This is a genomic window from Dechloromonas sp. ZY10, assembly GCF_041378895.1.
Taxonomy (GTDB): Bacteria; Pseudomonadota; Gammaproteobacteria; order Burkholderiales; family Rhodocyclaceae; genus Azonexus; species Azonexus aquae.
Map to the genome: position 1 here is coordinate 1,372,748 of NZ_CP144212.1, position 21,547 is coordinate 1,394,294.

General features: G+C 62.4%; 24 protein-coding genes and 2 riboswitches. Of the genes, 15 read left to right on the plus strand and 9 right to left on the minus strand.

Going from position 1 to position 21,547, the window contains the following annotated elements:
• Nucleotides 1-20: 20 nt before the first annotated feature.
• Together VX159_RS06220 and VX159_RS06225 are read left to right on the plus strand one after the other, a co-directional pair.
• Nucleotides 21-776 (plus strand): substrate-binding periplasmic protein, encoded by a 756-nt coding sequence (locus VX159_RS06220; protein WP_371325107.1) that lies wholly within the window; start codon nucleotides 21-23, stop codon nucleotides 774-776.
• Complete coding sequence (locus VX159_RS06225; protein WP_371325108.1) at nucleotides 773-3,178, plus strand: response regulator; 2,406 nt, start codon at nucleotides 773-775, stop codon at nucleotides 3,176-3,178. Before VX159_RS06220 ends, VX159_RS06225 begins: the two co-directional genes overlap by 4 nt.
• Nucleotides 3,179-3,263: 85 nt before the next feature.
• Here the strand turns inward: VX159_RS06225 and VX159_RS06230 are convergent, their stop codons facing one another.
• Complete coding sequence (locus tag VX159_RS06230) at nucleotides 3,264-3,704, minus strand: hypothetical protein (RefSeq protein ID WP_371325109.1); 441 nt, start codon at nucleotides 3,702-3,704, stop codon at nucleotides 3,264-3,266.
• A gap of 182 nt (nucleotides 3,705-3,886) precedes the next feature.
• Between VX159_RS06230 and VX159_RS06235 the strand changes: the two genes are divergently transcribed.
• Complete coding sequence (locus VX159_RS06235) at nucleotides 3,887-4,924, plus strand: DnaJ C-terminal domain-containing protein (protein WP_371325110.1); 1,038 nt, start codon at nucleotides 3,887-3,889, stop codon at nucleotides 4,922-4,924.
• A 335-nt stretch (nucleotides 4,925-5,259) separates the two neighbouring features.
• Here the strand turns inward: VX159_RS06235 and VX159_RS06240 are convergent, their stop codons facing one another.
• The gene (locus VX159_RS06240) at nucleotides 5,260-5,823 is read right to left on the minus strand and encodes a DUF2946 family protein (RefSeq protein ID WP_371325111.1); all 564 of its coding nucleotides are present in this window, start codon (nucleotides 5,821-5,823) and stop codon (nucleotides 5,260-5,262) included.
• 468 nt (nucleotides 5,824-6,291) lie between these two features.
• A complete protein-coding gene (locus VX159_RS06245) occupies nucleotides 6,292-6,906 on the minus strand; it encodes a hypothetical protein (RefSeq protein ID WP_371325112.1) in 615 nt (204 codons plus the stop codon).
• Between the two features lie 202 nt (nucleotides 6,907-7,108).
• Here VX159_RS06245 and VX159_RS06250 point away from each other — a divergent pair, with 202 nt between their 5' ends.
• The 3 genes from VX159_RS06250 to VX159_RS06260 all read left to right on the plus strand — a co-directional run bounded on the left by VX159_RS06250 (nucleotide 7,109) and on the right by VX159_RS06260 (nucleotide 8,329).
• Entirely contained in the window at nucleotides 7,109-7,597 is a 489-nt protein-coding gene (locus VX159_RS06250; protein ID WP_371325113.1) for a site-specific integrase, read from the plus strand.
• A gap of 97 nt (nucleotides 7,598-7,694) precedes the next feature.
• The gene (locus VX159_RS06255) at nucleotides 7,695-7,934 is read left to right on the plus strand and encodes a type II toxin-antitoxin system Phd/YefM family antitoxin (RefSeq protein ID WP_371325114.1); all 240 of its coding nucleotides are present in this window, start codon (nucleotides 7,695-7,697) and stop codon (nucleotides 7,932-7,934) included.
• Nucleotides 7,931-8,329: a type II toxin-antitoxin system VapC family toxin gene (locus tag VX159_RS06260; protein WP_371325115.1), complete on the plus strand. Its 399-nt coding sequence runs from the start codon at nucleotides 7,931-7,933 to the stop codon at nucleotides 8,327-8,329. The genes VX159_RS06255 and VX159_RS06260 overlap by 4 nt, the downstream gene beginning before the upstream one ends.
• A gap of 89 nt (nucleotides 8,330-8,418) precedes the next feature.
• On the opposite strand, the gene gcvP is transcribed toward VX159_RS06260, so the two are convergent.
• From gcvP to gcvT, 3 genes are all read right to left on the minus strand, one after another.
• A complete protein-coding gene (gene gcvP, locus VX159_RS06265) occupies nucleotides 8,419-11,298 on the minus strand; it encodes an aminomethyl-transferring glycine dehydrogenase (protein WP_371325116.1) in 2,880 nt (959 codons plus the stop codon).
• Nucleotides 11,299-11,558: 260 nt separating this feature from the next.
• On the minus strand, nucleotides 11,559-11,945 hold the full coding sequence (gcvH, locus tag VX159_RS06270; RefSeq protein ID WP_290896156.1) for a glycine cleavage system protein GcvH: 387 nt from the start codon (nucleotides 11,943-11,945) through the stop codon (nucleotides 11,559-11,561).
• Between the two features lie 44 nt (nucleotides 11,946-11,989).
• Nucleotides 11,990-13,081 (minus strand): glycine cleavage system aminomethyltransferase GcvT, encoded by a 1,092-nt coding sequence (gcvT, locus tag VX159_RS06275; RefSeq protein WP_371325117.1) that lies wholly within the window; start codon nucleotides 13,079-13,081, stop codon nucleotides 11,990-11,992.
• A gap of 87 nt (nucleotides 13,082-13,168) precedes the next feature.
• Nucleotides 13,169-13,248: riboswitch (glycine riboswitch) on the minus strand.
• 7 nt (nucleotides 13,249-13,255) lie between these two features.
• Nucleotides 13,256-13,354: riboswitch (glycine riboswitch) on the minus strand.
• Between the two features lie 246 nt (nucleotides 13,355-13,600).
• On the opposite strand from gcvT, the gene VX159_RS06280 reads away from it, so the two are divergent.
• On the plus strand, nucleotides 13,601-13,993 hold the full coding sequence (locus tag VX159_RS06280) for a VOC family protein (protein WP_371325118.1): 393 nt from the start codon (nucleotides 13,601-13,603) through the stop codon (nucleotides 13,991-13,993).
• Between the two features lie 77 nt (nucleotides 13,994-14,070).
• Here the strand turns inward: VX159_RS06280 and VX159_RS06285 are convergent, their stop codons facing one another.
• The 3 genes from VX159_RS06285 to VX159_RS06295 are packed head-to-tail and all read right to left on the minus strand — an operon-like array spanning nucleotide 14,071 to nucleotide 15,069.
• Complete coding sequence (locus VX159_RS06285; RefSeq protein ID WP_371325119.1) at nucleotides 14,071-14,379, minus strand: STAS domain-containing protein; 309 nt, start codon at nucleotides 14,377-14,379, stop codon at nucleotides 14,071-14,073.
• Between the two features lie 17 nt (nucleotides 14,380-14,396).
• Nucleotides 14,397-14,774, minus strand: a complete 378-nt coding sequence (locus VX159_RS06290) for a response regulator (RefSeq protein ID WP_371325120.1) — start codon at nucleotides 14,772-14,774, stop codon at nucleotides 14,397-14,399.
• A 10-nt stretch (nucleotides 14,775-14,784) separates the two neighbouring features.
• Nucleotides 14,785-15,069: a hypothetical protein gene (locus tag VX159_RS06295; protein ID WP_371325121.1), complete on the minus strand. Its 285-nt coding sequence runs from the start codon at nucleotides 15,067-15,069 to the stop codon at nucleotides 14,785-14,787.
• Nucleotides 15,070-15,247: 178 nt separating this feature from the next.
• On the opposite strand from VX159_RS06295, the gene VX159_RS06300 reads away from it, so the two are divergent.
• The 8 genes from VX159_RS06300 (at nucleotide 15,248) to rluB (ending at nucleotide 21,453) form a co-directional block, all read left to right on the plus strand.
• On the plus strand, nucleotides 15,248-16,087 hold the full coding sequence (locus tag VX159_RS06300) for a 3',5'-nucleoside bisphosphate phosphatase (RefSeq protein ID WP_371325122.1): 840 nt from the start codon (nucleotides 15,248-15,250) through the stop codon (nucleotides 16,085-16,087).
• An 80-nt stretch (nucleotides 16,088-16,167) separates the two neighbouring features.
• Nucleotides 16,168-16,794: an L-threonylcarbamoyladenylate synthase gene (locus VX159_RS06305; RefSeq protein WP_371325123.1), complete on the plus strand. Its 627-nt coding sequence runs from the start codon at nucleotides 16,168-16,170 to the stop codon at nucleotides 16,792-16,794.
• 6 nt (nucleotides 16,795-16,800) lie between these two features.
• On the plus strand, nucleotides 16,801-17,457 hold the full coding sequence (locus VX159_RS06310) for a site-2 protease family protein (RefSeq protein ID WP_371325124.1): 657 nt from the start codon (nucleotides 16,801-16,803) through the stop codon (nucleotides 17,455-17,457).
• A gap of 55 nt (nucleotides 17,458-17,512) precedes the next feature.
• Nucleotides 17,513-18,715 carry a tryptophan--tRNA ligase gene (locus VX159_RS06315; RefSeq protein ID WP_371325125.1) on the plus strand — a complete coding sequence of 401 codons (1,203 nt, stop codon included), beginning with the start codon at nucleotides 17,513-17,515 and terminating at the stop codon, nucleotides 18,713-18,715.
• A 22-nt stretch (nucleotides 18,716-18,737) separates the two neighbouring features.
• The gene (locus tag VX159_RS06320) at nucleotides 18,738-19,031 is read left to right on the plus strand and encodes a lipid-A-disaccharide synthase N-terminal domain-containing protein (RefSeq protein ID WP_371325126.1); all 294 of its coding nucleotides are present in this window, start codon (nucleotides 18,738-18,740) and stop codon (nucleotides 19,029-19,031) included.
• A 1-nt stretch (nucleotide 19,032) separates the two neighbouring features.
• On the plus strand, nucleotides 19,033-19,932 hold the full coding sequence (locus tag VX159_RS06325; RefSeq protein ID WP_371325127.1) for a ScpA family protein: 900 nt from the start codon (nucleotides 19,033-19,035) through the stop codon (nucleotides 19,930-19,932).
• Nucleotides 19,922-20,470, plus strand: a complete 549-nt coding sequence (gene scpB / locus VX159_RS06330; RefSeq protein WP_371325128.1) for an SMC-Scp complex subunit ScpB — start codon at nucleotides 19,922-19,924, stop codon at nucleotides 20,468-20,470. Before VX159_RS06325 ends, scpB begins: the two co-directional genes overlap by 11 nt.
• Nucleotides 20,467-21,453, plus strand: a complete 987-nt coding sequence (gene rluB, locus VX159_RS06335; protein WP_371325129.1) for a 23S rRNA pseudouridine(2605) synthase RluB — start codon at nucleotides 20,467-20,469, stop codon at nucleotides 21,451-21,453. The genes scpB and rluB overlap by 4 nt, the downstream gene beginning before the upstream one ends.
• Nucleotides 21,454-21,547 lie beyond the last annotated feature (94 nt).

Below are 21,547 nucleotides of genomic sequence, written 5' to 3' on the forward strand. Positions count from 1 at the left end.
CCCTCAGGGAGAAGCAGCTCATGTCGCATCGCCTTGTTGTCTTCTCGCTGGCCTTTCTGAGTGGACTGGCAGCTGCAACTCCGCCCAAAGATCTGGTGATCGGGGTTGAGAACCAGCCCTACCTGCCTGCCTTTAGCTACGAAAACGGCGAGTATCGCGGCTTTGCCCGCGAGTTGTTCGATGCCTATGCCAAGGATCGCGGTTACCGGGTCGAATACCGGGCTTTGCCGGTCCCCCGGCTGTATGCCTCGTTTTTCGACGGTCAGGTCGATTTCAAGTTTCCCGACAACCCGAACTGGAAGGGCGAGCAGCGCAGTGGGCACAAGATTGCTTACAGCGATCCGGTGATGGCCAGCGTCGATGGCGTGTTTGTGGTCGCTGGCGGCAAGATCAGGCAGGCCGACGATGTGCGCGTGCTCGGCACGGTCAGCGGCTTTACTCCCTGGGCCTGGAGCGAACGGATCAAGTCCGGTAAGGTCGCGGTTTCCGAAAATACCGGCTTTGACGCATTGATCCGGCAGACCCTGGCCGGGCGGGTCGATGGTGCTTATGCCAACGTGGCGGTGGTCAATTACCAACTCGAACAGGTGTTGCACAAGCCCGGGGCCTTGCAGTTTCGCAGCGACTTCCCCGCCAGCCGCAACGACTACCATCTGGCGAGCATCCGCCATCCTGAGGTGGTACGCGACTTCAGCCACTGGTTGAAGCAGAACCGGGCTGCCGTGGCCACTTTGAAAAAGAAGCACGGCGTCGAGAAAGGTGTGGTGAGCGATTGAATCGCAACCAGCAAGGGCGTGAAGTTCGCCGCCTGGCCAAACGCCAGAGTTTGCTGACTCTGGTCTTCGCACTGCTGGTTGGTCTCCTGGTTGGCGGTGTCGAACTGGCCCTCGACTGGCAGGCGGTACGCCAGAGCGTGGCCGACTCCCTGCGCCAGGAAAGCGCGCAAATTGGTGGCTCGGCGGCCGAAGCCGCTTACCAGTTGAATGCCATGCAAGCCGAGAACGTGGTGCAGGGCCTGATGCAGATCGAACTGCTGCAACAGGCTCGCCTCTATGACAATTTCGGCAACCTGCTGGCCGAGAGCGCCCGGCCGGCGCCGGCTCAGTCGCACCGCGAACTCGGCGAAATGCTGTTGGCCGGCATGGGGAGCCATCGCGAAATCCTCTATTACGCCGATCGTGCCGGTGAGCAGCCGGGCGAGGTCGGAGCCTTGCAGATCGAGGTCGCTGCTGGCGTCGTGGGCGAACGTTTCTTCCATCTGGCCCGCACCAAACTGCTGGCCCGGGTAATCTGGGCGCTGGTGCTCAGCCTGTTGCTGGCCGTGGTCTTTCATTTCTACATCATCCGGCCGCTGGTGCGGCTTAACCGGCAGATTGCCGCAGTTGATCCGGCGGCCCCCGGCGCCGAGCAATTACGGCCGGCCCGCTGGCATGCCGACGATGAGTTCGGGCAACTGGTGGGCACGCTCAACCGGCTGTTGGCCGAAGCCGAGCGCGGCTTGCAGGCACGTAACGCGGCCGAGGCCGAACTGGCGGCGATGAACCAGGCGCTGGAAGCACGGGTCGAGGCCCGCACCCGCGACCTGCAGACCGCAATGCAGGAACTGGCCTTGAAAAAGGAGCAGGCCGAGCAGGCGACGCGGGCCAAGTCCGAGTTCCTGGCCAATATGAGCCACGAAATCCGGACTCCGCTGAACGCCATCCTCGGGATGGCCGAAATTCTCTCGGGAACGACGTTGACCGTGGAACAGAAGGGCTATGTCGATATCTTCAATACCGCCGGCCATAACCTGCTCAACATCATCAACGACATTCTCGATCTGTCCAAGGTCGAAGCCGGGCAACTCGAACTCTATCGCGAGGATTTTTCGCTGGAAGAGTTGTTGCACGCGCAACTCGACCTGTTGGCCTTGCCTGCGCACGAGAAGGGGCTCGATTTGGCGCTCGACTACGAGCCGGGCCTGCCGCGCTGGGTGTGCGGCGACGGCAAGCGGCTGCAGCAATGCCTGGTCAATCTGGTTGGCAACGCGATCAAGTTCACCCATGGCGGTGGCGTTGTCGTCCGTGTGCGCCGGGGTGAGCCGCCCGATCAGGTGCTGTTCGAAGTCGAGGATAGCGGTATCGGGATTGCCCCGGACAAGCTGGGCAGCATCTTCGCCGCCTTTACCCAGGCCGATGGCAGCATCACCCGGCGTTATGGCGGAACCGGGCTCGGGCTGACCATCACTCAGCGATTGATCCGCCTGATGGGCGGCGAGATCGGGGTCCGTAGCGAACCGGGGCTGGGCACCACCTTTTACTTCCATCTGCCCTTGCCGCCGGCGCAAGTCGACCCGACTCCCTGGGAAGCGCTTTCGCTGGAGGGCAAACGGGTGCTGGTGGTCGATGACTTCGCTGTCAATCGCCTGATTGTTCGCCGTGAGCTTGAGCCGCACGGCCTTCAGGTCGAGGAGGCGGTCACCGGCGCCGAGGCGCTGGCACGACTGGCGCAGGCGCCGCTTCCGGAAATTCTGCTGCTCGATTGCCAGATGCCGGAAATGGACGGCTTTGCACTGATTCGCAGGCTGCGCGAACTACCGTTGGCGCGGGGCGTGCCGACCGTGATGCTGTCGTCGGCTGATTCGCAGGAGCAGCGGCGGATTGCCGATGAACTGGGAATCCGTTTCCTGGTCAAGCCGATCAAGCGCAAGGAACTGCTCCATGTCCTGCGCCTGGAGTTGGCCGCCTGCCTGTTGCCTTCCACTCCGCCACCGGCCCAGCCGGCGAATCCGGTGGCGGCTGCTGGACCGAGCCTGCGTATCCTGCTGGCCGAGGACAATACCCTCAACGTCAAGGTGATGCAGGGGCTGCTGGCCAAGACCGCGCACCGGCTGGAAGTGGTCGGCGACGGGGCCCAGGCAGTTGCAGTGAGTGCTGCCGGGGGGTATGACCTGATCCTGATGGACCTGCAGATGCCGGTGCTCGATGGCATTCAGGCCACCATGGAAATTCGCCGCCGTGAGCAAGCGGCCGGGCTGCCACCGATCCCGATCTATGCGCTGACCGCCAATGCGCTGAAGGAAGACGAGGAGCGCAGCTTTGCTGCTGGTTGCAACAAGCACCTGTCAAAGCCGATCAACGCCCGCGCCCTGTACGCGGCGCTCGACGAACTGCTGGCCAGCCGGCCAGGGGGGGATTGAATTCGGGGGCGGGGCTCAAGGATCAAGAGAGGGGGGGTTACCCTAATAGCGCTAATCCCTGGATCCTTGATCCTGAATCCTAAGCTCAGGATTCGCGCGGGACCTTGTTTTCGCTTGCAGGCGGCGGACTGGCTGGCTTTTTCGGGGCGACCTGGGTTTTCATCCCGCCCAGGCTCTGGGTGATCTCCATCACCCCGGAGAGAATCCGCTGTTCCGGATTCTTCTGGCAGTAGCTGTCGAGCAGGGTCGCCAGTACGGCCGATTCGGCGACCACCGAATTCACCGGCTCGCCGCCGTTGCGGCCATACACGTTATGGCCGGCAATAAAGCCGGCCGCCCATTCCAGTGCCAGCGCGCGCACCTCGCCGTTGTTCTGCTGCTTCCATTGCTGCCATTCGACGCATTTGCGGATGCCCAGCCCGCCGACCCGTACGTCGCGGCTCTGGGCGTTGGCGGCGGGGCCAAAAATGCCGGAGGCGAGGAGCAGGGCGGCGAGCAGGGCAGCAGCGGGGAAAATTTTGAACATGGCAGCGGCAAGAAAGTGGTGGCGGCAAACGGAGCGCAGATTATCGCGGTTTTCACGGTCGACCGCAGCAAACCGGCAAAAACCGTCGGAATCGGCCGGCGACTATCCTTCCGGCCGATTTCGGTTGACGGCGTTCTGCCGCAGGAGAACAATCGTCCTTCTGCCCGCCCACTGCCGAGACGATGAAAAACCACGCGATCCTTGGTCTGCGCCCCGGGGCTTCAGCCGCCGAGATCAAGCGGGCCTACCGCAAACTGGCGATGCGCTGGCACCCGGATCGCAACGCTCATCCCAAGGCCGGTGAACGTTTTGCCCAGATTCGCGGTGCCTACGAGCATTTGCTGTCGGCCAGCGAGCGGGCGGCAACCCGTATCGACCAGGCCTCCGAGCCGCAGGACGCGCCCGAGCCGACGCCACCGCCCAGTTCGGCATCGGCTGCCGACAGTGCCTTGCCGCGTGCCCCCGACCTGCGGCAAAACCTGGTGTTGTCGCTCGAAGAGGCAGCATTGGGCTGCAGCAAAACCCTTTCACTACTGCGCAGCCAGGCCTGCCGGAATTGCGGCGGCAGCGGCGAAGGTGGCCCCCTGCGTACCCACTTCTGCCGTCATTGCCATGGCAGCGGCCGGATCGTAGTTTCCGGTGGGCGGCTCGATACCTGTGGTGAGTGCCAGGGCAAAGGCGTTTATTCGCGGCGGGTGTGCGACGACTGCCAGGGCAGCGGCTGCGAAACCCGCGCCGTTGCGCTGGAGGTTCTGGTGCCACCGGCGATGCTGGCCGGCGACGAATTACGCCTGGTCGGCCAGGGCGAACCCGGCGACGAGCAGCACCAGCCCGGCGACCTGTTCCTGACTCTGGTGATTCGTGCGCATCCGCTCTACCGCCGGCGCGGTCGCGACCTGCACTGCGTGATGCCGGTCAGCGCCTTCAGCCTGCTCACCGGCGACGACATCGACATCCCGCTGCTCGGCGGCCAGCGCCTCTGCCATCGTCTTGACCCAGGCCTGCCGGAAGCGCGCGATCTGCATTTTGCCGGGCGCGGCTACCCCGGGCGCCAGCAGCACCTGCCCGGCAGCCTGCATGTTCGTTTGCAGCCGGTTTTTCCCAAGCGCCTCGACGCCCGCCAGCGCGCCTTGCTGCAGCAAGCCGACGCCGCACTGCGCGACGACCCGCTGGCCCTGCCGGAGGTTGCCGCCTGGCGTAAGGCGAATTTCGGCGAATAGGGCAGGGGCAGCCTCGGGCACCGTATCACCCGTAGCCCGAATCGCCGGCAACACCTGTTCCTGCAGCCCGGCCATCGGGCTGGCCGGGCGAGGTGACCGCCAGGGCGTGCCGGGCAAAGCCCGCCGTCCTTGCGCTGAAAATCTCCCGATTTCACGGTCGACCGTGAATGCCCGCAAAAATGCAGGCTTGCCTGCGCTCAGGGCTCAGGGCTCAGGGCTCAGGGCTCAGGGCTCAGGGCGAGTGGCGAGTGGCGAGTGGCGAGTGGCGAGTGGCGAGTGGCGAGTGGCGAGTGGCGGTTTTGCCGCCACAGCGTACCGGACTGGCGAATGTCGGCTTACGGACGCGGGCGGGCGCAAAAGCCGAAGTGGACGCCCAGGTCGCAGGTGGCGGGCAACAGTTGCAATGGCAAATCGCCCCAGAAAATCCCGCTACCGGCTTCCAGGCCGGCAGCCGTCTCGGCAGTGGCAAGGAGTTGCTCCCAGACCTCGGCAGGTGGCTCGCCACCGCTGGCATTGCGGCAAGCCGCAAGCAGGGCCGGCAGGTCGCGGTCGTCGAGCAGGCCGATGCCGGGATCGGCCGCCAGCAGAACCTCACCCGCCGCCGTCAGATACACCGCCGCAACCGGCCCGGCCGGCAGCCCCGTGTGGGTGACAAAATCCTCGCCCTCGCGGCGATACACCCACGGCGTCAGCGCCAGATCGACATACACCCGCTGCGGCCCGTTGAGCACCCGCCAGCAACCGTCGGCATCGGCCTCGTAGTGGTGGTTCAAAAAAGCGATCAAGCCGCCATGCGTCACCCGCTCGCCGCGCAAACGCCACTGCCCGCGCCGGTCCAGCGCCAGCCATTCATAACAGGCAGGAACATCAGGCCACTTGGTCAGCATCTCGGCATTCATTAGCGGTCATCCGGAAAGCCGCCCGCAGGCGGAAAGGCTGGAATTTTACGCCGGTGATCACGCCTCCCGCTGGCAGAGGCCAAGCTGCCCCCGCGTTTTCTGTGTGCCTGCTGCGGCGCGCCGATAATGGTCAAGCGTCGGCGGCTACCGCCGGCTACGGTCGACCGACGACGAAGCACTGATTTGCCGCTGGAGCCGACCGTGTAAGCCGGCGTACCCAAGAAACCGCTGCGCTTTGCCGCGCCACGGCCGCGCTCGGCCTGAAAACGGCCCGATTGGCGTGGTCGACCGTAGAAATGGCCTGACCGACGACCCTTGGCCAGTCCGCAGGCTATCCAGAAAAGTGCCGGGATAGCTGCCCGGCATGCGTAATAAATAAACCCAAAAAGCTATTTGCAGGGAACCGGGCTTGTTCAACAACCGGTTCAGATCGCGGCTCGCTTCGCGATTACGATCTAACCTTAATCGTTAGCCATTTTGCTTAAGCTTCTGAAGTTCGCCAATGACAGTTCGTAATGCGCGCCTGTAGCGAAACAGATCACCGAATGAGAGTGACACCTCGTGACCGAGCTTCGCGTCTGTAACACCTGCTTTCTCAAGAATATCGATCACGGATTTGTTGATTTTCCCTCCGTTATGGACTACCGCATTTCTGAGAGCGCAAAGCTCAAGCATTCCATTAGCGGCCCACTCGTATTTGTCTTCAATTCTCGACTTCACCCACTCGGCTTTGCTCGTCAAGTAGTTCGGCGGGGGTGTTCCAGCTTCCGCTATTAGTTGATTTAGGCATTCGTCCGCAAGAACCGCAAGATTTACGAATAGGATCTTGACGATGTTTTCAGAAAGAATGCTGAAGACCTCTCCGTGGTCCTTTCCATCCAGGTTTATTGAGCCGTCCTTGAACCTTTTCGTAGGCAGCGATGACGTAAAACCGAGGTCAGATTGGTTCCACTGCTCTGCCGCCGAAAGGCTTTCAATCAGAGCCGTGAGATTCCCAAGTTTTATTGAATTGGCGAGATGCAATGAATGAGCAACGCCATAGACAGTTTGGGACCACTGAAGCATTGAATCGTCGATATCCATGTCGCTACCTTTCGAATTGAAATGGCTAACGTGGAGGTAACCGGCGCTGCGCGGCTTTATCGCGCAGCGTCCGGGTGAGCGCAGGGTTGAACGAAGCCGCTACGCGGAGTTGGGTTCCTGCGGTATCCCAAGACGTATCCTGCACATTCACCCCTTCGTGTCGAAGGGTGGATTCTGCGATATTTCGAGAGGATAGACCGGTATGCCAAGCAATTTTTCGGCGCACTTTGCCCGGCAGTACGACAGCCATCTCAAGCACCTGAAGTTGAAGGGGCTGCAGCCCAAGACGATTGACGCCTACGCGCGGGCGATTCGTCGCCCGGGTGCGTATTTCGATTACCGCGTCGATGATCTTTCGGAAGCGCAATTGACTGAGTACTTCAGCGACCTGATCGGCACGCATTCGTGGAGCGCAGTGAAGCTTGATCTCTACGGACTGAAGTTCTTCACCGTCCATGTGCTCAAGAAGCCCTGGGCGATGCCCCATTTGATCAAGCCGCCCAAGTGCCAGCGGCTACCGGACATTGTCACGGTCGACGAGGCGCAAAGGCTGTTTTCAGCCACACGGGTACTCTTTTGTACCGGGAGGTGCTGGGCGTTGATCTGCCTTGGCTGGCAGATCTGGATCGCCCCAAAAAGCCCAAGCGGGCGCCGGTTGTGCTGTCTTGCGGCGTGGTGGAGCGGCGATTGATGGTGATTTGTACCCAAACCAAGGGGGCTGCTCCCAGTGGCTTTGTCACGCTCTTGGCCTAAAACATAGTCAATTGACCAATTAAAGGAGCTGGCGCATGCAAACCGTTCCGCTTGCAAAAGCCAAGGCCGAGCTTTCTCATCTGATTGATCTGGCGTGCCAAGGTGAGGAGGTGGTGATCACCCGGCGCGGTCAGGCGGTAGTTCGTCTGGTGGCCGAGCAGCCGGCAAAGACGGCGGCAGACGTTTTTTCGACCGTGTGGGCGCTGGGGGGGCTGGAGATTGAGGTGCCCGCCGAGGTGGCTGTGGCGCTGGATGCACCTGATCTTGACGCATGAAATACCTGCTCGATACCCATATCGTGATTGCGCTGAGCAAAGGGCGGCCCGAGGCGCGGGCGCGCCTGGCGCAGTTGCCGGCGCAGGCTTTGCTCCTTTCGCCGGTGGTGTTGTGCGAACTGGAGTTCGGGATTGCCAAGAGCCAGCGGCCGGAGGTAAATCGCGCCGCCCTGTCGCTACTGGTCGCTCACTTGCCGGTGCCTGATTTGAATGCCGAGGTTGCGGTTCATTACGGACGTATCCGGGCGGCCTTGGAAGCGATGGGGCAGCCGATTGGCCCGAACGATCTGTTGATTGCCGCGCAGGCCCTGACGCTGGGGGCGGTGCTGGTGACCGACAATGTTCGCGAGTTTTCCCGCGTGCCGGGCTTGCTCGTTGAAAACTGGCTGGCCTGAATACCGGCTGCGTGATGGGGGCGTAGCTATTCCGCCATAAAAAACGGCCTCACACAGAGGCCGTTTTTGCCTGCAGGAATGCCCTGGCCTTAGTCGGCGTAAGCGTCCATCGGCGGGCAGGCGCAGTTGAGGTTGCGGTCGCCGTACACATCGTCGATGCGGTTGACGCTCGGCCAGAACTTGTTGGCTTTGACCCAGTCCAGCGGGAAGACGGCTTCTTCGCGGCTATAGGGGCGGTTCCACTCGCCTTCGCTATCACCCAAAATCACGTCCGCCTGCGAGTGCGGGGCGTTCTTCAGCGGGTTGTTGTCGGCCGGCAGTTCGCCAGCTTCAATGCGGGCGATTTCCTTGCGGATGCTGATCATCGCGGCGATGAAGCGGTCGAGTTCGGCCTTCGATTCGGATTCGGTCGGCTCAACCATGATCGTGCCGGCGACCGGGAAGGAGACCGTCGGGGCGTGGAAGCCGTAGTCCATCAGGCGCTTGGCGATGTCGATTTCGGCGATGCCGGTGGCGGCCTTGATCGGGCGGATGTCGAGGATGCACTCATGCGCCACGCGGCCCTGGCGGCCGACGTAGAGCACCGGGTAGTGGTCCTTGAGCTGGGTGGCCACGTAGTTGGCGTTGAGGATGGCGAACTGGGTGGCTTTCTTGACGCCTTCGCCGCCCAGCATGTTCAGGTACATCCACGAAATGTTGAGGATGGAGGCTGAACCGAACGGAGCGGCCGAGACCGCGCCCTGGCCCTTGTTCACGCGGTCGGCAGCGCCGGTCGGGGTGACGGCGTGGTCGGCCATGAACGGGGCGAGGTGGGCCTTGAGACCGATCGGGCCCATGCCCGGTCCGCCGCCGCCGTGCGGGATGGCGAAGGTCTTGTGCAGGTTCATGTGGCTGACGTCGGCGCCGATGAAGCCGGGCGAGGTCAGGCCGACCTGGGCGTTGAGGTTGGCGCCGTCCATGTACACCTGGCCGCCGTACTGGTGGATGATCGCGCAGATGTCCATCACCGCCTCTTCAAACACGCCGTGGGTGGACGGGTAGGTCAGCATCAGGCAGGCGAGGTCCTTGGCGTGGGCTTCGGCCTTGGCCTTCAGGTCGGCGACATCGACGTTACCGTTGTCGTCGCAATCGACGACGACGACCTTCATGTTGCACATCTGGGCGGTGGCCGGGTTGGTGCCGTGCGCCGACTTCGGGATCAGGCAGACGTTGCGGTGGGCTTCGCCACGGCTGGCGTGGTAGCGGGCAATCGCCACCAGGCCGGCGTATTCGCCCTGGGCGCCGGAGTTCGGCTGCATGCAGATGGCGTCGAAGCCGGTCACGGTCTTCAGCCAGTCGGTCAGGCTGGCGATCATTTCCAGATAGCCGGCGGTCTGCTCGGCCGGGGCAAACGGATGAATGCCGCCGAATTCCGGCCAGGTGACCGGGATCATTTCGCTGGTGGCGTTCAGCTTCATGGTGCAGGAGCCGAGCGAGATCATCGAGTGGTCGAGCGCCAGGTCCTTGTTCTGCAGCGCCTTCAGGTAGCGCAGCATTTCGTGCTCGGTGTGGTGGGTGTTGAACACCGGGTGGGTGAGCACGGCGTCGGCGCGCAGCAGACCCGTCAGCGGGCTGTTGGCGGCAGCGGCGGCGTCGAGGGCGGCAAGATCAAACTGCTGGCCGGTGAGGCCTTGCAGCAGCGCGGCGACATCGGCGGCGGTGCTGGTTTCGTCGAGCGAAATGCCTTGCACGCCCGGCGCCACCGGACGCAGGTTGTAGCCGGCGACGGTCTTGTCGGTGCGAATCTGCACGGTGTCGAAGAAATTCACGGTCGACACGGTCACGCCGGCTTTTTTCAGGCCTTCGACCAGAATACCGGTCAGGCGGTGGACGCGCTGGGCGATGGTCTGCAAGCCTTGCGGGCCGTGATAGACGGCGTACATGCCGGCCATGTTGGCGAGCAGCACCTGCGAGGTACAGATGTTGGAGTTGGCCTTTTCGCGGCGGATGTGCTGTTCGCGCGTCTGCAGCGTCATGCGGTAGGCGGTCTTGCCGCGCGCATCTTTGGAGACGCCGATGATGCGGCCCGGCATCGAGCGGACGTTGGCTTCGCGGGTGGCGAAGAAGGCGGCGTGCGGGCCGCCGAAGCCCATCGGGATGCCGAAGCGCTGGCTGGAACCGAGGGCGATGTCGGCGCCCATCGCGCCCGGCGATTTGAGCAGCACCAGCGCCATCAGGTCGGTGGCGACGGCGACACAGGCGCCCTTGGCCTTGAGGCTGGCGATCACGTCGGTGAGGTCGCGCACTTCGCCGTTGTCGCCCGGGTATTGCAGCAGGGCGCCGAAGAATTCTTGATCTTTTTGCGCGTCGACCGTGTCGATCACCAGCTCGAAGCCGAAATAGCCGGCGCGGGTCTTGACCACGTCGATGGTCTGCGGGAAGCAGTTGGCGTCGACCAGGAAGCGGTTGGACTTGGACTTGGAGGCGCGGCGGGCCATGGTCATCGCTTCGGCGGCGGCGGTGGCTTCGTCGAGCAGCGAGGCGTTGGCGATTTCCAGACCGGTCAGGTCGACCACCATCTGCTGGAAGTTCATCAGCGCTTCCAGGCGGCCCTGGGCGATTTCGGCCTGGTAGGGCGTGTAGGCGGTGTACCAGCCGGGGTTTTCCATGACGTTGCGCAGGATGACCTTGGGCGTCAGCGTGTCGTAATAGCCCATGCCGATGCAGGAACGGGCGATCACGTTCTTGCTGGCGATGGCCTTCAGTTCGGCCAGCGCTTCGTGCTCGCGCTTGGGGGCGGGCAGCGGCAGGTCGGCCGGCAGGCGGATGGCCGCCGGGACGGTCTGGTCGATCAGCTGTTCGATGCTCTCGGCGCCGATGGCGGCCAGCATCTCGGTGGCTTCGGCAGCGCAGGGGCCGATGTGGCGGTGAATGAATTCGTCGTGCTGTTCCAGCGCGGCAAGCGGCAGGGTCGAGGAAGGCGTGCTCATGGAAATTCGGTCTCGCAAGGTGGGGCGGTAAAGGTCTGGCTAAACGGCGGGCCGGCGCGGGGGCTCAGTCTGTTTGCTGTGGTCGCGGCCTGCGCGGCGGTGTTGGCGCCGGTTCGGGCCAGCCAGCGGCGGCCGGGCAGCAGGCGCGGCCTGCCGTGGCCGGAAAAATCCCGGTGTATCGGTGATGTTCACGGTCCGCCGGGACTTTTGGCAAAAATGCAGGCAAAAACGCGGGCGAAAGCGCCGGTAAAAGCCTGGGTTTAGGCGGCGTCGGCGACAGCCTGGTAGCCGGCGGCGTCGAGCAGGGCGTCGACGTCGGCCAGGTTGTCCGGCTTCAGCTTGAACAGCCAGGCGGCGTAGGCGTCGGCATTGACCGCTTCCGGCGCGTCGGCGGCGGCCTGGTTTACTTCGGTGACGGTGCCGGCAATCGGGGCGTACACGTCGGCAGCGGCCTTGACCGATTCAACGACGGCGATTTCCTTTTCGGCGGCGTAATGCGCGCCGACTTCCGGCAGTTCGACAAAGACCAGATCGCCCAGCGCTTCTTGCGCGTGGTCGGTGATGCCGATGGTGACGGTGCCGTCGTCATTGACGAGAACCCACTCGTGCGAAGCGGCGTACTTGAGGTTGGACGGGACGTTGGACATGGTTTTCTCCTGAATGGGTGAGATTTTGTGCAAGCCTTGCGAGCTTATTGAACCGCTTTGCCGTTGCGGGCAAAGACCGGCTTGGTGACCTTGGCCTTGAGCAGTTTGCCACGGATATCGACGCTGACTTCGTCGCCGATCTGCACGCCGAGCGGCAGGCGGGCCAGCGCAATCGACTGTTGCAGCGTCGGCGAGAACGAGCCGGAGGTGATTTCGCCGTCGCCCTGGGCGGTGACCACCTTCTGGTGGCCGCGCAGCACGCCCTTGTCGAGCAGGATCAGGCCGAGGAACTGCTGTTTCTGGCCATTTGCGGTCAACGCCGCTTTACCGACAAATTCGCGGGCGTCTTTCATCGCGACGGTCCAGGCCAGACCGGCGTCGAGCGGCGAAACCGTCTCGTCCATGTCCTGGCCGTAGAGATTCATCCCGGCCTCCAGGCGCAGGGTGTCGCGGGCGCCGAGACCGCAGGGGGCGACGCCGGCATCCTTCAGCGCATTCCACAGGCCTTCGGCCTCAGCGGCCGGGAGCATGATTTCGTAGCCGTCTTCGCCGGTGTAGCCGGTGCTGGCGATGAAGTACTGGTCGACTTCGGCGGCGAAGAAGGCCTTCAGCCCTTCGGTCGCGGCCTTGGCCTGCGGCAGCACCTGCCAGACCTTGGCGCGGGCGTTCGGGCCTTGCACGGCGATGATGCCGAGATTGTTTTCACCGTCGCGGCGCTGGCTGATGCTGACATCCAGCTTCCACTCGGCGGCCTTGGCCTGCATCCAGGCCAGATCCTTCTCGGCGGTGCCGGCATTGACCACGATGCGGAACTTCGTGTCAGTCAGGAAATAGATGATCAGGTCGTCGATCACGCCGCCGGCGTCGTTGAGCATGGCCGAGTAGAGCGCCTTGCCGGAGACGGTCAGCTTGGCGACGTCGTTGGCGACCAGGCGCGAGAGGAAGGCGCGGCAGTCGGCGCCGACCAGATCGACCGGGCACATGTGCGAGACGTCGAACATCCCGCAATCATTACGCACGGCGTGGTGTTCCTCGATCTGCGAGCCGTAATTGACCGGCATGTCCCAGCCGCCAAAATCGACCATCCGGGCATTGAGCGCGCGGTGCGCGGCGTTGAGAACCGTTTTCTTCAGCATATCCATCCTTTCGCGGCCTGAAAAAGCCATTTGGGAAACGAAAAAAGGGGTGAAACGGAAACATCCGGAGCAAGCCGGATCTTTTCGTTTCACCCCTCTGTCCTCGATACCTGAGAGATTTGCCCCATCGGTGGGCGCTGTTGACGCCGCTCTCCAGAGTTTTACCGGCATGCCGGCAGTTGTGCGGTCCTTTTGCCTGAGCGTTTTCGGGTGAAATTGCGCCTTCGGCGGCGGTTGACCGTGGCGGTCTCCGCGCTCTCCCACAGAACGGGGCGCACTATAGCGGCAAAGCCGGGGGAGGGCAACCGCCCGCGCAGGCGGAGCTTGCCCGAGCACAATGGCCAGTGGCGGGCAGGGAAAAAACAGCGACTTTCACGGTCGACCGTGGCTGTCGGCCAAATTTTGCCAAAGTGATGGCCCGGCTGACGTGCGCTGTCCTGCGCACGCATTTGTAATAGACTGGCGGCATTGTAAAGAGCGGGTGGCCGGTTTCGTGGCCCCCGGAACAGAGGAGTGATCATGCAAGCGACAGCGTTGTCTCCGTGCATCATTACCGACAAGGTTGCGGCATCCCGCGATTTTTATCTGCGCCACTTTGCCGCCCGGGTCACCTTCGATTGCGGCTGGTACGTCAATCTACAGTTCGGTTCCGGCGCCTCGTTGCAGTTCATGGCGCCGCAGCCGGAGCAGCCGCCATGCAACCCGGCCGGGTTGACCTACAACTTCTGCGTTGCCGATGTCGATGCCGAATTCGCTGCCTTGATGGCCTCGGGCCTGACGCCGGTGGTACCACTCGAAGATCACCCCTGGGGTGACCGCGGTTTTGCCGTGCAGGACCCGAATGGGGTGGTTCTCTACATCTATTCCGAGCGCGAGCCGGCGGCGGAATTCAAACCCTATTTCCGCGACTGAGTGCAGCGTTTGCGGCATGGTTTACGGTCACTGGCCCGTATGCCGTTTTCCCCTTGGGGAGCGTTGGTGGCGGCGGGCTAGGCGATGTCGAAGAGACGCTCGAAGTTGGCGATCTTGAGGATGCCTTTGACCTTGGGGGGGCTGTTGATGATCCTGATTTTGCGCGGCAGCTTTTCAGCCGCAGCCCGCAAAGTCAGCAGCAATCCCAGCGCCGAACTGTCGATGTAGTCGAGTCCGGCGAAGTCGAGCGTTACTTCGGCGATCTGCTCGTTCAGCAAACCCTGAAATGACTTCCTGAATTCGCCGTGGGCCAGGAAAGTAAAGTGACCGGCGATCCGGATGGTCAGTTGGTGATTGCTGACCTGGCTGGAAATGTCGATTTTCATGGTGAGGGGGGAGTGGGTTATTCCAGGTCGGGAAAGATTTTTCTGACTGCAGCGAGCAGGGTGTCAATCCGGAATGGCTTGATAACGTAGCCATTCACCCCGAGGGCCAGTAATTCCTTGACCAGTTGGGGGTCGCCCTCGGCTGTGACCATGATGATGGGAATGTCCTTATGCCTGGCCCGGATTGCGGTGACCAGTTCGCTACCATTCATGCGCGGCATGTTCCAGTCACAGAGGACCAGATCGAAGCGTTTTTTTGCCAGCCAGTCGAGTGCGACCCGGCCTTCGCTGGCGCCCATGACTTCAAAGCCGTGGTTTTTCAGAGTCAGCATCAAAATGTGGCGAATGACGTTCAGGTCGTCAACGATCAGGGCGCGCAGTGGCCGCTGTTTCATCTGTTCGCACTCATGGCTGTTCGGGCGCCTGTGGGGCCGATGGAAGGAGCTCGGGTTTGACTTCGATTCCCAGCATGGAAAAGACCGCGCGCGCCGTGCTGACAAAATCGCGCATGGTTTCGGTAATGAACTCCTGCTTGAATTCGGCCTCGCAGGCGGCAGAAATGATCAGCGAACCGTCGCTCTCCTTGAGTACCCAGCCACGATCGATCAGCAGCCGAATCTTGCGCCGGGCGGTTTCCTGCGGGATGCCGAGGTACTGGGCGATCGAGTAGGTGTTGCACTTTCGCAGCAACTGGCTGCGGCTGCCCCCCTTCGTGGTGCATCTCCAAAGGGTGGATTACTCATTTTGGGGGTGGCTGAATGTGCTGCCGCTGGCCCCCGGTATTTGCGCCATTCGTCGCGGCTGCCGGCTGCCGGGGATGCCCGGACCTTCGTGATAAAATAAACCTTTGCCCTGCCGTGATTTTTCCGTGACGCCTGCCAATTTCGATTTCCATTGTCATTCGACCGCTTCCGACGGTTTGCTGCCGCCGGGCGAGGTGGCGCGTCGGGCGGCGGCCAATGGCGTCGATTGCTGGGCGCTGACCGATCATGACACGCTGGGCGGGCTTGCCGAGGCGGCGACTGCCGCTGCCGATTGCGGGCTGGCCTTTGTGCCGGGGGTGGAAATTTCGATTGAGTGGCGGACCACGCCGATTCATATCGTCGGTGTCGGCTTCGATCCGGCGCATCCGGATTTGTCCGGCGGACTGGAGGCTTTGCGCCTCGGGCGGGTCGAGCGGGCGCGGCGGATGGGCGAAGCCCTGGCGGCAATCGGTATCCCCGGCGTCTACGAAGGGGCACTGCGCTATGCCACCAATCCGGACCTGATTTCGCGTGCACATTTTGCCCGCTACCTGGTTTCGATCGGCATCGCCAAGGATGTTGGCGGTGTGTTCCAGTATTACCTGACGCCGGGCAAGCCGGGCTATGTCGATCATCGCTGGGCGACGCTGGAGGAGGCGGTGGGCTGGATTACAGCAGCCGGCGGCGTGGCGGTGGTGGCGCATCCGGGGCGCTACAAACTGTCCGGAGGCGACATGCGGCGCTTGCTCGATGACTTCAAGGCGCTTGGCGGGCAGGGGATCGAAGTGGTCAGCGGCAGTCACTCGCCTGACCATGTGCTGCATTTTGCCCGGTTGGCCCGGCACTACGCTTTCCACGCATCGCGCGGATCGGACTTTCATGGGCCGGAAGAAAGTTATGTCGACCTTGGTCGCGTCGCTCAATTGCCGCTTGATCTGAAGCCGGTCTGGCGCTTGTTCCGCTAGCTGCAGTACCGGTTGCTGTGTCGCATTTGTCGATCTCCGTATAAGCTTCTGGGTTTTCCTCTTTTACCTATTCCCGTTCAATGGCCCGCGTCGTCAATATCCATCCTGAAAATCCGCAGCCGCGCCTGCTGGTGCAAGCCGTCGAATTCATTCGCAACGGCGCGATCGTCGCCTTGCCGACCGACTCCTGCTATGCGCTCGGCTGCCATCTCGGCGACAAGGATGCACTCGACCGGATTCGCCTGATCCGCCAGATCGACGACCGTCACCATCTGACGCTGATGTGCCGCGATCTTTCCGAAATCGCCAACTATGCCCGCGTCGATAACGTCCAGTATCGGCTGCTGAAGGCGACGACGCCGGGTTCCTACGTGTTTATCCTTGAAGGCTCCAAGGAATTGCCGCGCCGGGTGATGCATCCCAAGCGCAAGACCATCGGCCTGCGCATCCCCGATCATCCGGTGGCGCTGGCCTTGCTTGCCGAATTGGGGGAGCCGCTGCTGACCTGTACCTTGCATTTGCCGGGCGACGAGGCGCCGCTGACCGAAGGTTGGGAAATTCAGGATCGCCTGGAGGATCAGATCGACTGGATTCTCGATGCCGGACACTGCGGCACCGAGCCGACTACGGTGATCGACCTGAGCAGCGGTACCGCCGAGCTGGTGCGGGCCGGGCGCGGGCCGTTGGCGCCGTTCGGACTGGAGTAATTTGCAATGGACTTCGATGCGCTGATCCAGATGATTGCAGTTGCCGCGTTGCCGGTGATTTTTGCAATCACCCTGCACGAAGCGGCGCATGGCTACGCGGCACGCCATTTTGGCGATCCGACAGCCTGGCAGCTGGGGCGGATCAGCCTCAATCCGCTGCGCCATATTGATCCGCTTGGCACCATTGTCCTGCCCCTGGCGATCCTGCTGTTTTCCGGCGGGTCCTTCCTGTTCGGCTACGCCAAGCCGGTGCCGGTCGACTTTGGTCGCCTGCGCCAGCCCAAGCGCGACATGCTGTGGGTTGCGGCAGCCGGGCCACTGGCCAACCTGTTCATGGCGCTGTGCTGGGCTGCCTTGCTCAAGCTGGCCTGGGTCATGCCGGAGCACGCATTTACCTTGCCGCTGACCGAGATGAGCAAGATCGGGATCGTCACCAATTGCGTTCTCATGGTCCTCAACCTGCTGCCGCTGCCGCCACTTGACGGCGGGCGGATTGCGGTCAGCCTGCTGCCGCATGCGCTGGCCTGGCGTTTTGCCCAGTTGGAGCGCTGGGGCTTTCCGATCCTGTTACTGTTGTTGTTTACCGATATTCTGGGTGCGATCATGAATCCGCTGGTGCGCTTTGCCGCGCGCGGCATCGAGTCCTTGTTCGGACTCTACTGAATCCGCCTTTCCATTTCCGGGTTTTTCGCTTTTTTACTTTTCGACCGAATTCATCATGTACGCAGAACGAGTCCTTTCCGGCATGCGCCCCACCGGCGCCTTGCACCTCGGCCACTATCACGGGGTGCTCAAGAACTGGGTCAAGCTCCAGCACGAGTATCCCTGCCTGTTCTTTGTCGCCGACTGGCACGCGTTGACTACCCACTACGACAATCCGCAGGGGATCGAGAAGTCGTCAATGGACATGTTGATCGACTGGCTGGCGGCTGGCGTCGACCCCAACAAGGCGACCCTGTTCATCCAGTCCAAGGTGCCCGAGCACGCCGAACTGCATCTGCTGATGTCGATGATGACGCCGCTCGGCTGGCTGGAGCGGGTGCCGACCTACAAGGACCAGCAGGAAAAGCTGGCTGGCAAGGACCTGACCACCTACGGCTTCCTCGGCTACCCGCTGCTGATGAGCGCCGACATCCTGATCTATCGCGCCGACAAGGTGCCGGTCGGCGAGGACCAGATTCCGCACGTCGAATTCACTCGCGAACTGGCTCGCCGCTTTAACCACATGTACGGCCGCGAACCGGGTTTCGAGGATAAGGCCAAGGAAGCAGTCAAGAAGCTGGGCGGCAAGAAGGCGCGGCTCTACGAGGAATTGCGCACGCGCTTCCAGCAGAACGGCGACAAGGAGGCGGTCGAGCAGGCCAAGGCGCTGCTCAACGAAATTCAGCATTTGTCGGCAGTCGACCGTGAGCGGCTGTTCGGCTATCTCGAAGGTACCGGCAAGATGATTCTGGTCGAGCCTGGCTACCTGCTGACCCCGGAATCCAAGATGCCGGGTCTCGATGGTCAGAAAATGTCCAAGTCGTATCACAACACGATCACCATGCGCGAATCCGAGGAATCGGTGGCCAAGAAGATCAAGTCGATGCCGACCGATACCAACCGCGTGCGCCGTACCGATCCGGGCGATCCGGCACGCTGCCCAGTGTGGCAGTTGCACCAGGTGTATACCGACGAAGCCACCCGGGCGACGCTGGAGCAGGGCTGCAAGAGCGCCGGTATCGGTTGCATCGAATGCAAGCAGCCGGTCATCCAGGGCATCCTCAAGGAGCAGGCGCCGATGCGCGAGCGGGCGCAGATGTATCTCGATGATCCGGTGCTGGTTCGCAATATCGTTGCCGACGGTTGCGAGAAGGCTCGCGAGTACGCCCGCGAGACGATGCGTGACGTGCGCGAGGCAATGGGCCTGGCTTACGACTGATGGCAACCTGGGGCGATAACGGATGATATTTGGTTACGACTGGGAGGCGCTGATCTGGATTGCTGTCGGCTTTGGCGGCCAGGGCCTGTTTATGATGCGCTTCGTGGTGCAGTGGTGGTCGAGCGAGAAGGAACGGCGGGTTGTCGTGCCGGTTGCCTTCTGGTATTTCAGCATTGCCGGCGGTGTGGTGCTGACGGTTTATGCGGTGCATCGCAACGATCCGGTATTCATTTTCGGTCAGGGGCTCGGCCTGATCATCTACTTCCGCAACCTCTATCTGCACTATCGCGGTCAGGGGCGGGGGGCTGCGAGCTGAGATGACGGCGGCTACGGTCGACCTGCTGGAAGAAGAAAATCCCGGGGAAGTGGTGCACTTCCCCGAGGGCTTTGTGCAGCCCGATTTGCTGCTGCCGGTGGCGCGCATCTACGGCCAGCCGCTTGAGCAGTTGCCGCAGGATCTTTACATCCCGCCGGATGCGCTTGAGGTCATGCTCGACGCCTTCGAAGGGCCGCTCGACCTGCTGCTCTACCTGATCCGCAAGGCCAACGTCGATATCCTCGACATTCCGATGGCGCCGCTGACCCGCCAGTACCTCGATTACGTTGAAGCGATGCGTGCCAGCAATCTCGAACTGGCAGCCGAATATCTGGTGATGGCGGCGATGCTGATCGAGATCAAGTCGCGGATGTTGCTGCCCCGGCCCAAGGCGGCAGAAGGCGAGGGAGCGGAAGATCCGCGCGCCGAACTGGTCCGCCGCTTGATGGAATATGAGCAGATCAAGCTGGCCGGGCAGAAACTGAACGAAATGCCGCAGGCCGAGCGCGAGTTCTTCTGGGTCGAAACCCTGGTCGAGAAATCGCTGCTGGTCCGTCTCCCCGAGGTGTCGCTCGACGACATCAAGGAAGCCTGGATGGCGGTGGTGCGCCAGGCCAAGCTGAGCCGCAATCACAAAATCAGCCGCGAGGAACTCTCGGTGCGCGAGCACATGGGGATCATCCTGCGCTGCCTGCAGGAGCGTGGCGGTTTTGTCCGTTTCGAGGATATTTTCGATCCGGAAATGGGCGTGCCAGGACTGGTGGTCCACTTCTTGGCAATGCTTGAGCTGGGGCGTGAAAAACTGATCAAAATCACCCAGACCGAGGCCTTTGCCCCGATCTATGTGAACGTCAGCGACGGCGAACCGGCGCCGTTGCCGGAGGACGATGATGTCAGCTGAACTCGATCTGTTGCGGATTCAGCGGGTGCTGGAGGCGGCACTGCTGGCGGCACGCGAGCCGATGACGCCGCTGGAAATGCGCAAGATGTTCGACGAGGATGTGTCGACCGACCTGCTGCGCAAGCTGCTTGACCAGTTGCGCGGCGAATACGCCGAACGGCCGGTGGAACTGGTCCAGCTGGCCTCGGGTTGGCGTTTCCGCACCCGAGCCGAGTATTTGCCGTATCTTGAACGGCTGAATCCGGAAAAGCCGCCGAAATATTCGCGGGCGGTACTGGAAACCCTGGCAATCATCGCCTACCGTCAACCGGTGACCCGCGGCGACATCGAGGAGATTCGCGGTGTCACGGTCAATAGCAATGTGATCAAGACGCTGGAGGAGCGTGGCTGGATCGATGTCGTCGGGCATCGTGAAACACCCGGGCGTCCGGCCTTGCTGGCGACGACCAAACAATTTCTTGATGATCTGGGCTTGCGTTCGGTGAGTGAGTTACCGCCGCTGGAACAGATCGCACAAAACCTGGAGCTTGAAGCATGAAGGCCAAACGTACCCCCTTCCGCCCGTCGTCGAAGACGCCCGGTAGGGAAAATCAGGGCGAAAGCCGCGTCGACCGTGAATATGTCACGGACGACGGTGGCGAGGCCGCACCTTCCACCTCGGCCGCTGTTGCTGCGCCGCAGCGTGGTAATCGCAAGCCGCCACCGACCGGACGGGCGCATCGCGGCAACATCGGCCGCAATGGCAAGCCCTTGCCGGAGGCCAAGCCAGAGCGTCTGCAAAAGATTCTGGCCCAGGCCGGGGTCGGCTCGCGCCGCGAAATGGAAGAGTGGATTGCGGCCGGCAAGGTCAGCGTCAACGGTGAGGTGGCGCACCTCGGCCAGTCCGTGGTGCCGACCGACAAGGTCAAGATCGGCGGTCGCCTGATCAATATTCGCTTTACCGGCAGTTCCCGCCCGCCGCGCGTGCTGATGTATCACAAGCCGGAAGGCGAGATCGTCTCGCGCGACGATCCGGATGGTCGTCCCTCGGTGTTTGCCGCATTGCCGCGGATGCGTGGTGGGCGCTGGATCAACGTCGGGCGTCTCGATTTCAATACTTCGGGGCTGTTGCTGTTTACCACCTCTGGTGATCTGGCCAACAAACTGATGCATCCGAGCTCGCAGTTGGTCCGTGAGTACGCGGTGCGGGTTCTGGGTGAGTTGACCATGGAGGCGCAGCAGCAATTGCTCAACGGCGTCGAACTGGAAGACGGCCCGGCCAATTTCGGCGCCCTGGTCGATGCCGGTGGCGAAGGAGCGAACAAATGGTATCGGGTGACTATTTTTGAAGGGCGCAATCGCGAAGTACGGCGGATGTTCGAGGCGGTTGGCTGCACGGTCAGCCGCCTGATCCGGGTGCGTTACGGTCCCTTCGTGCTGCCGCCGCAGCTAAAGCGCGGGCGCTGCCGCGAACTCAATGAGGCCGAGATCAAGCAATTGCTCAAGGTCCTGGCGGCAAGCCCGTCGCCGCAGAACGGCTAAGCGATGCAAGGGGGTGTGGCGGTGGTCGCAGCCCCTGTTTTCCCGCTGCAACATTTACGGAAGATTAAAAAACCGTTATAATCCGTGGGTTTGT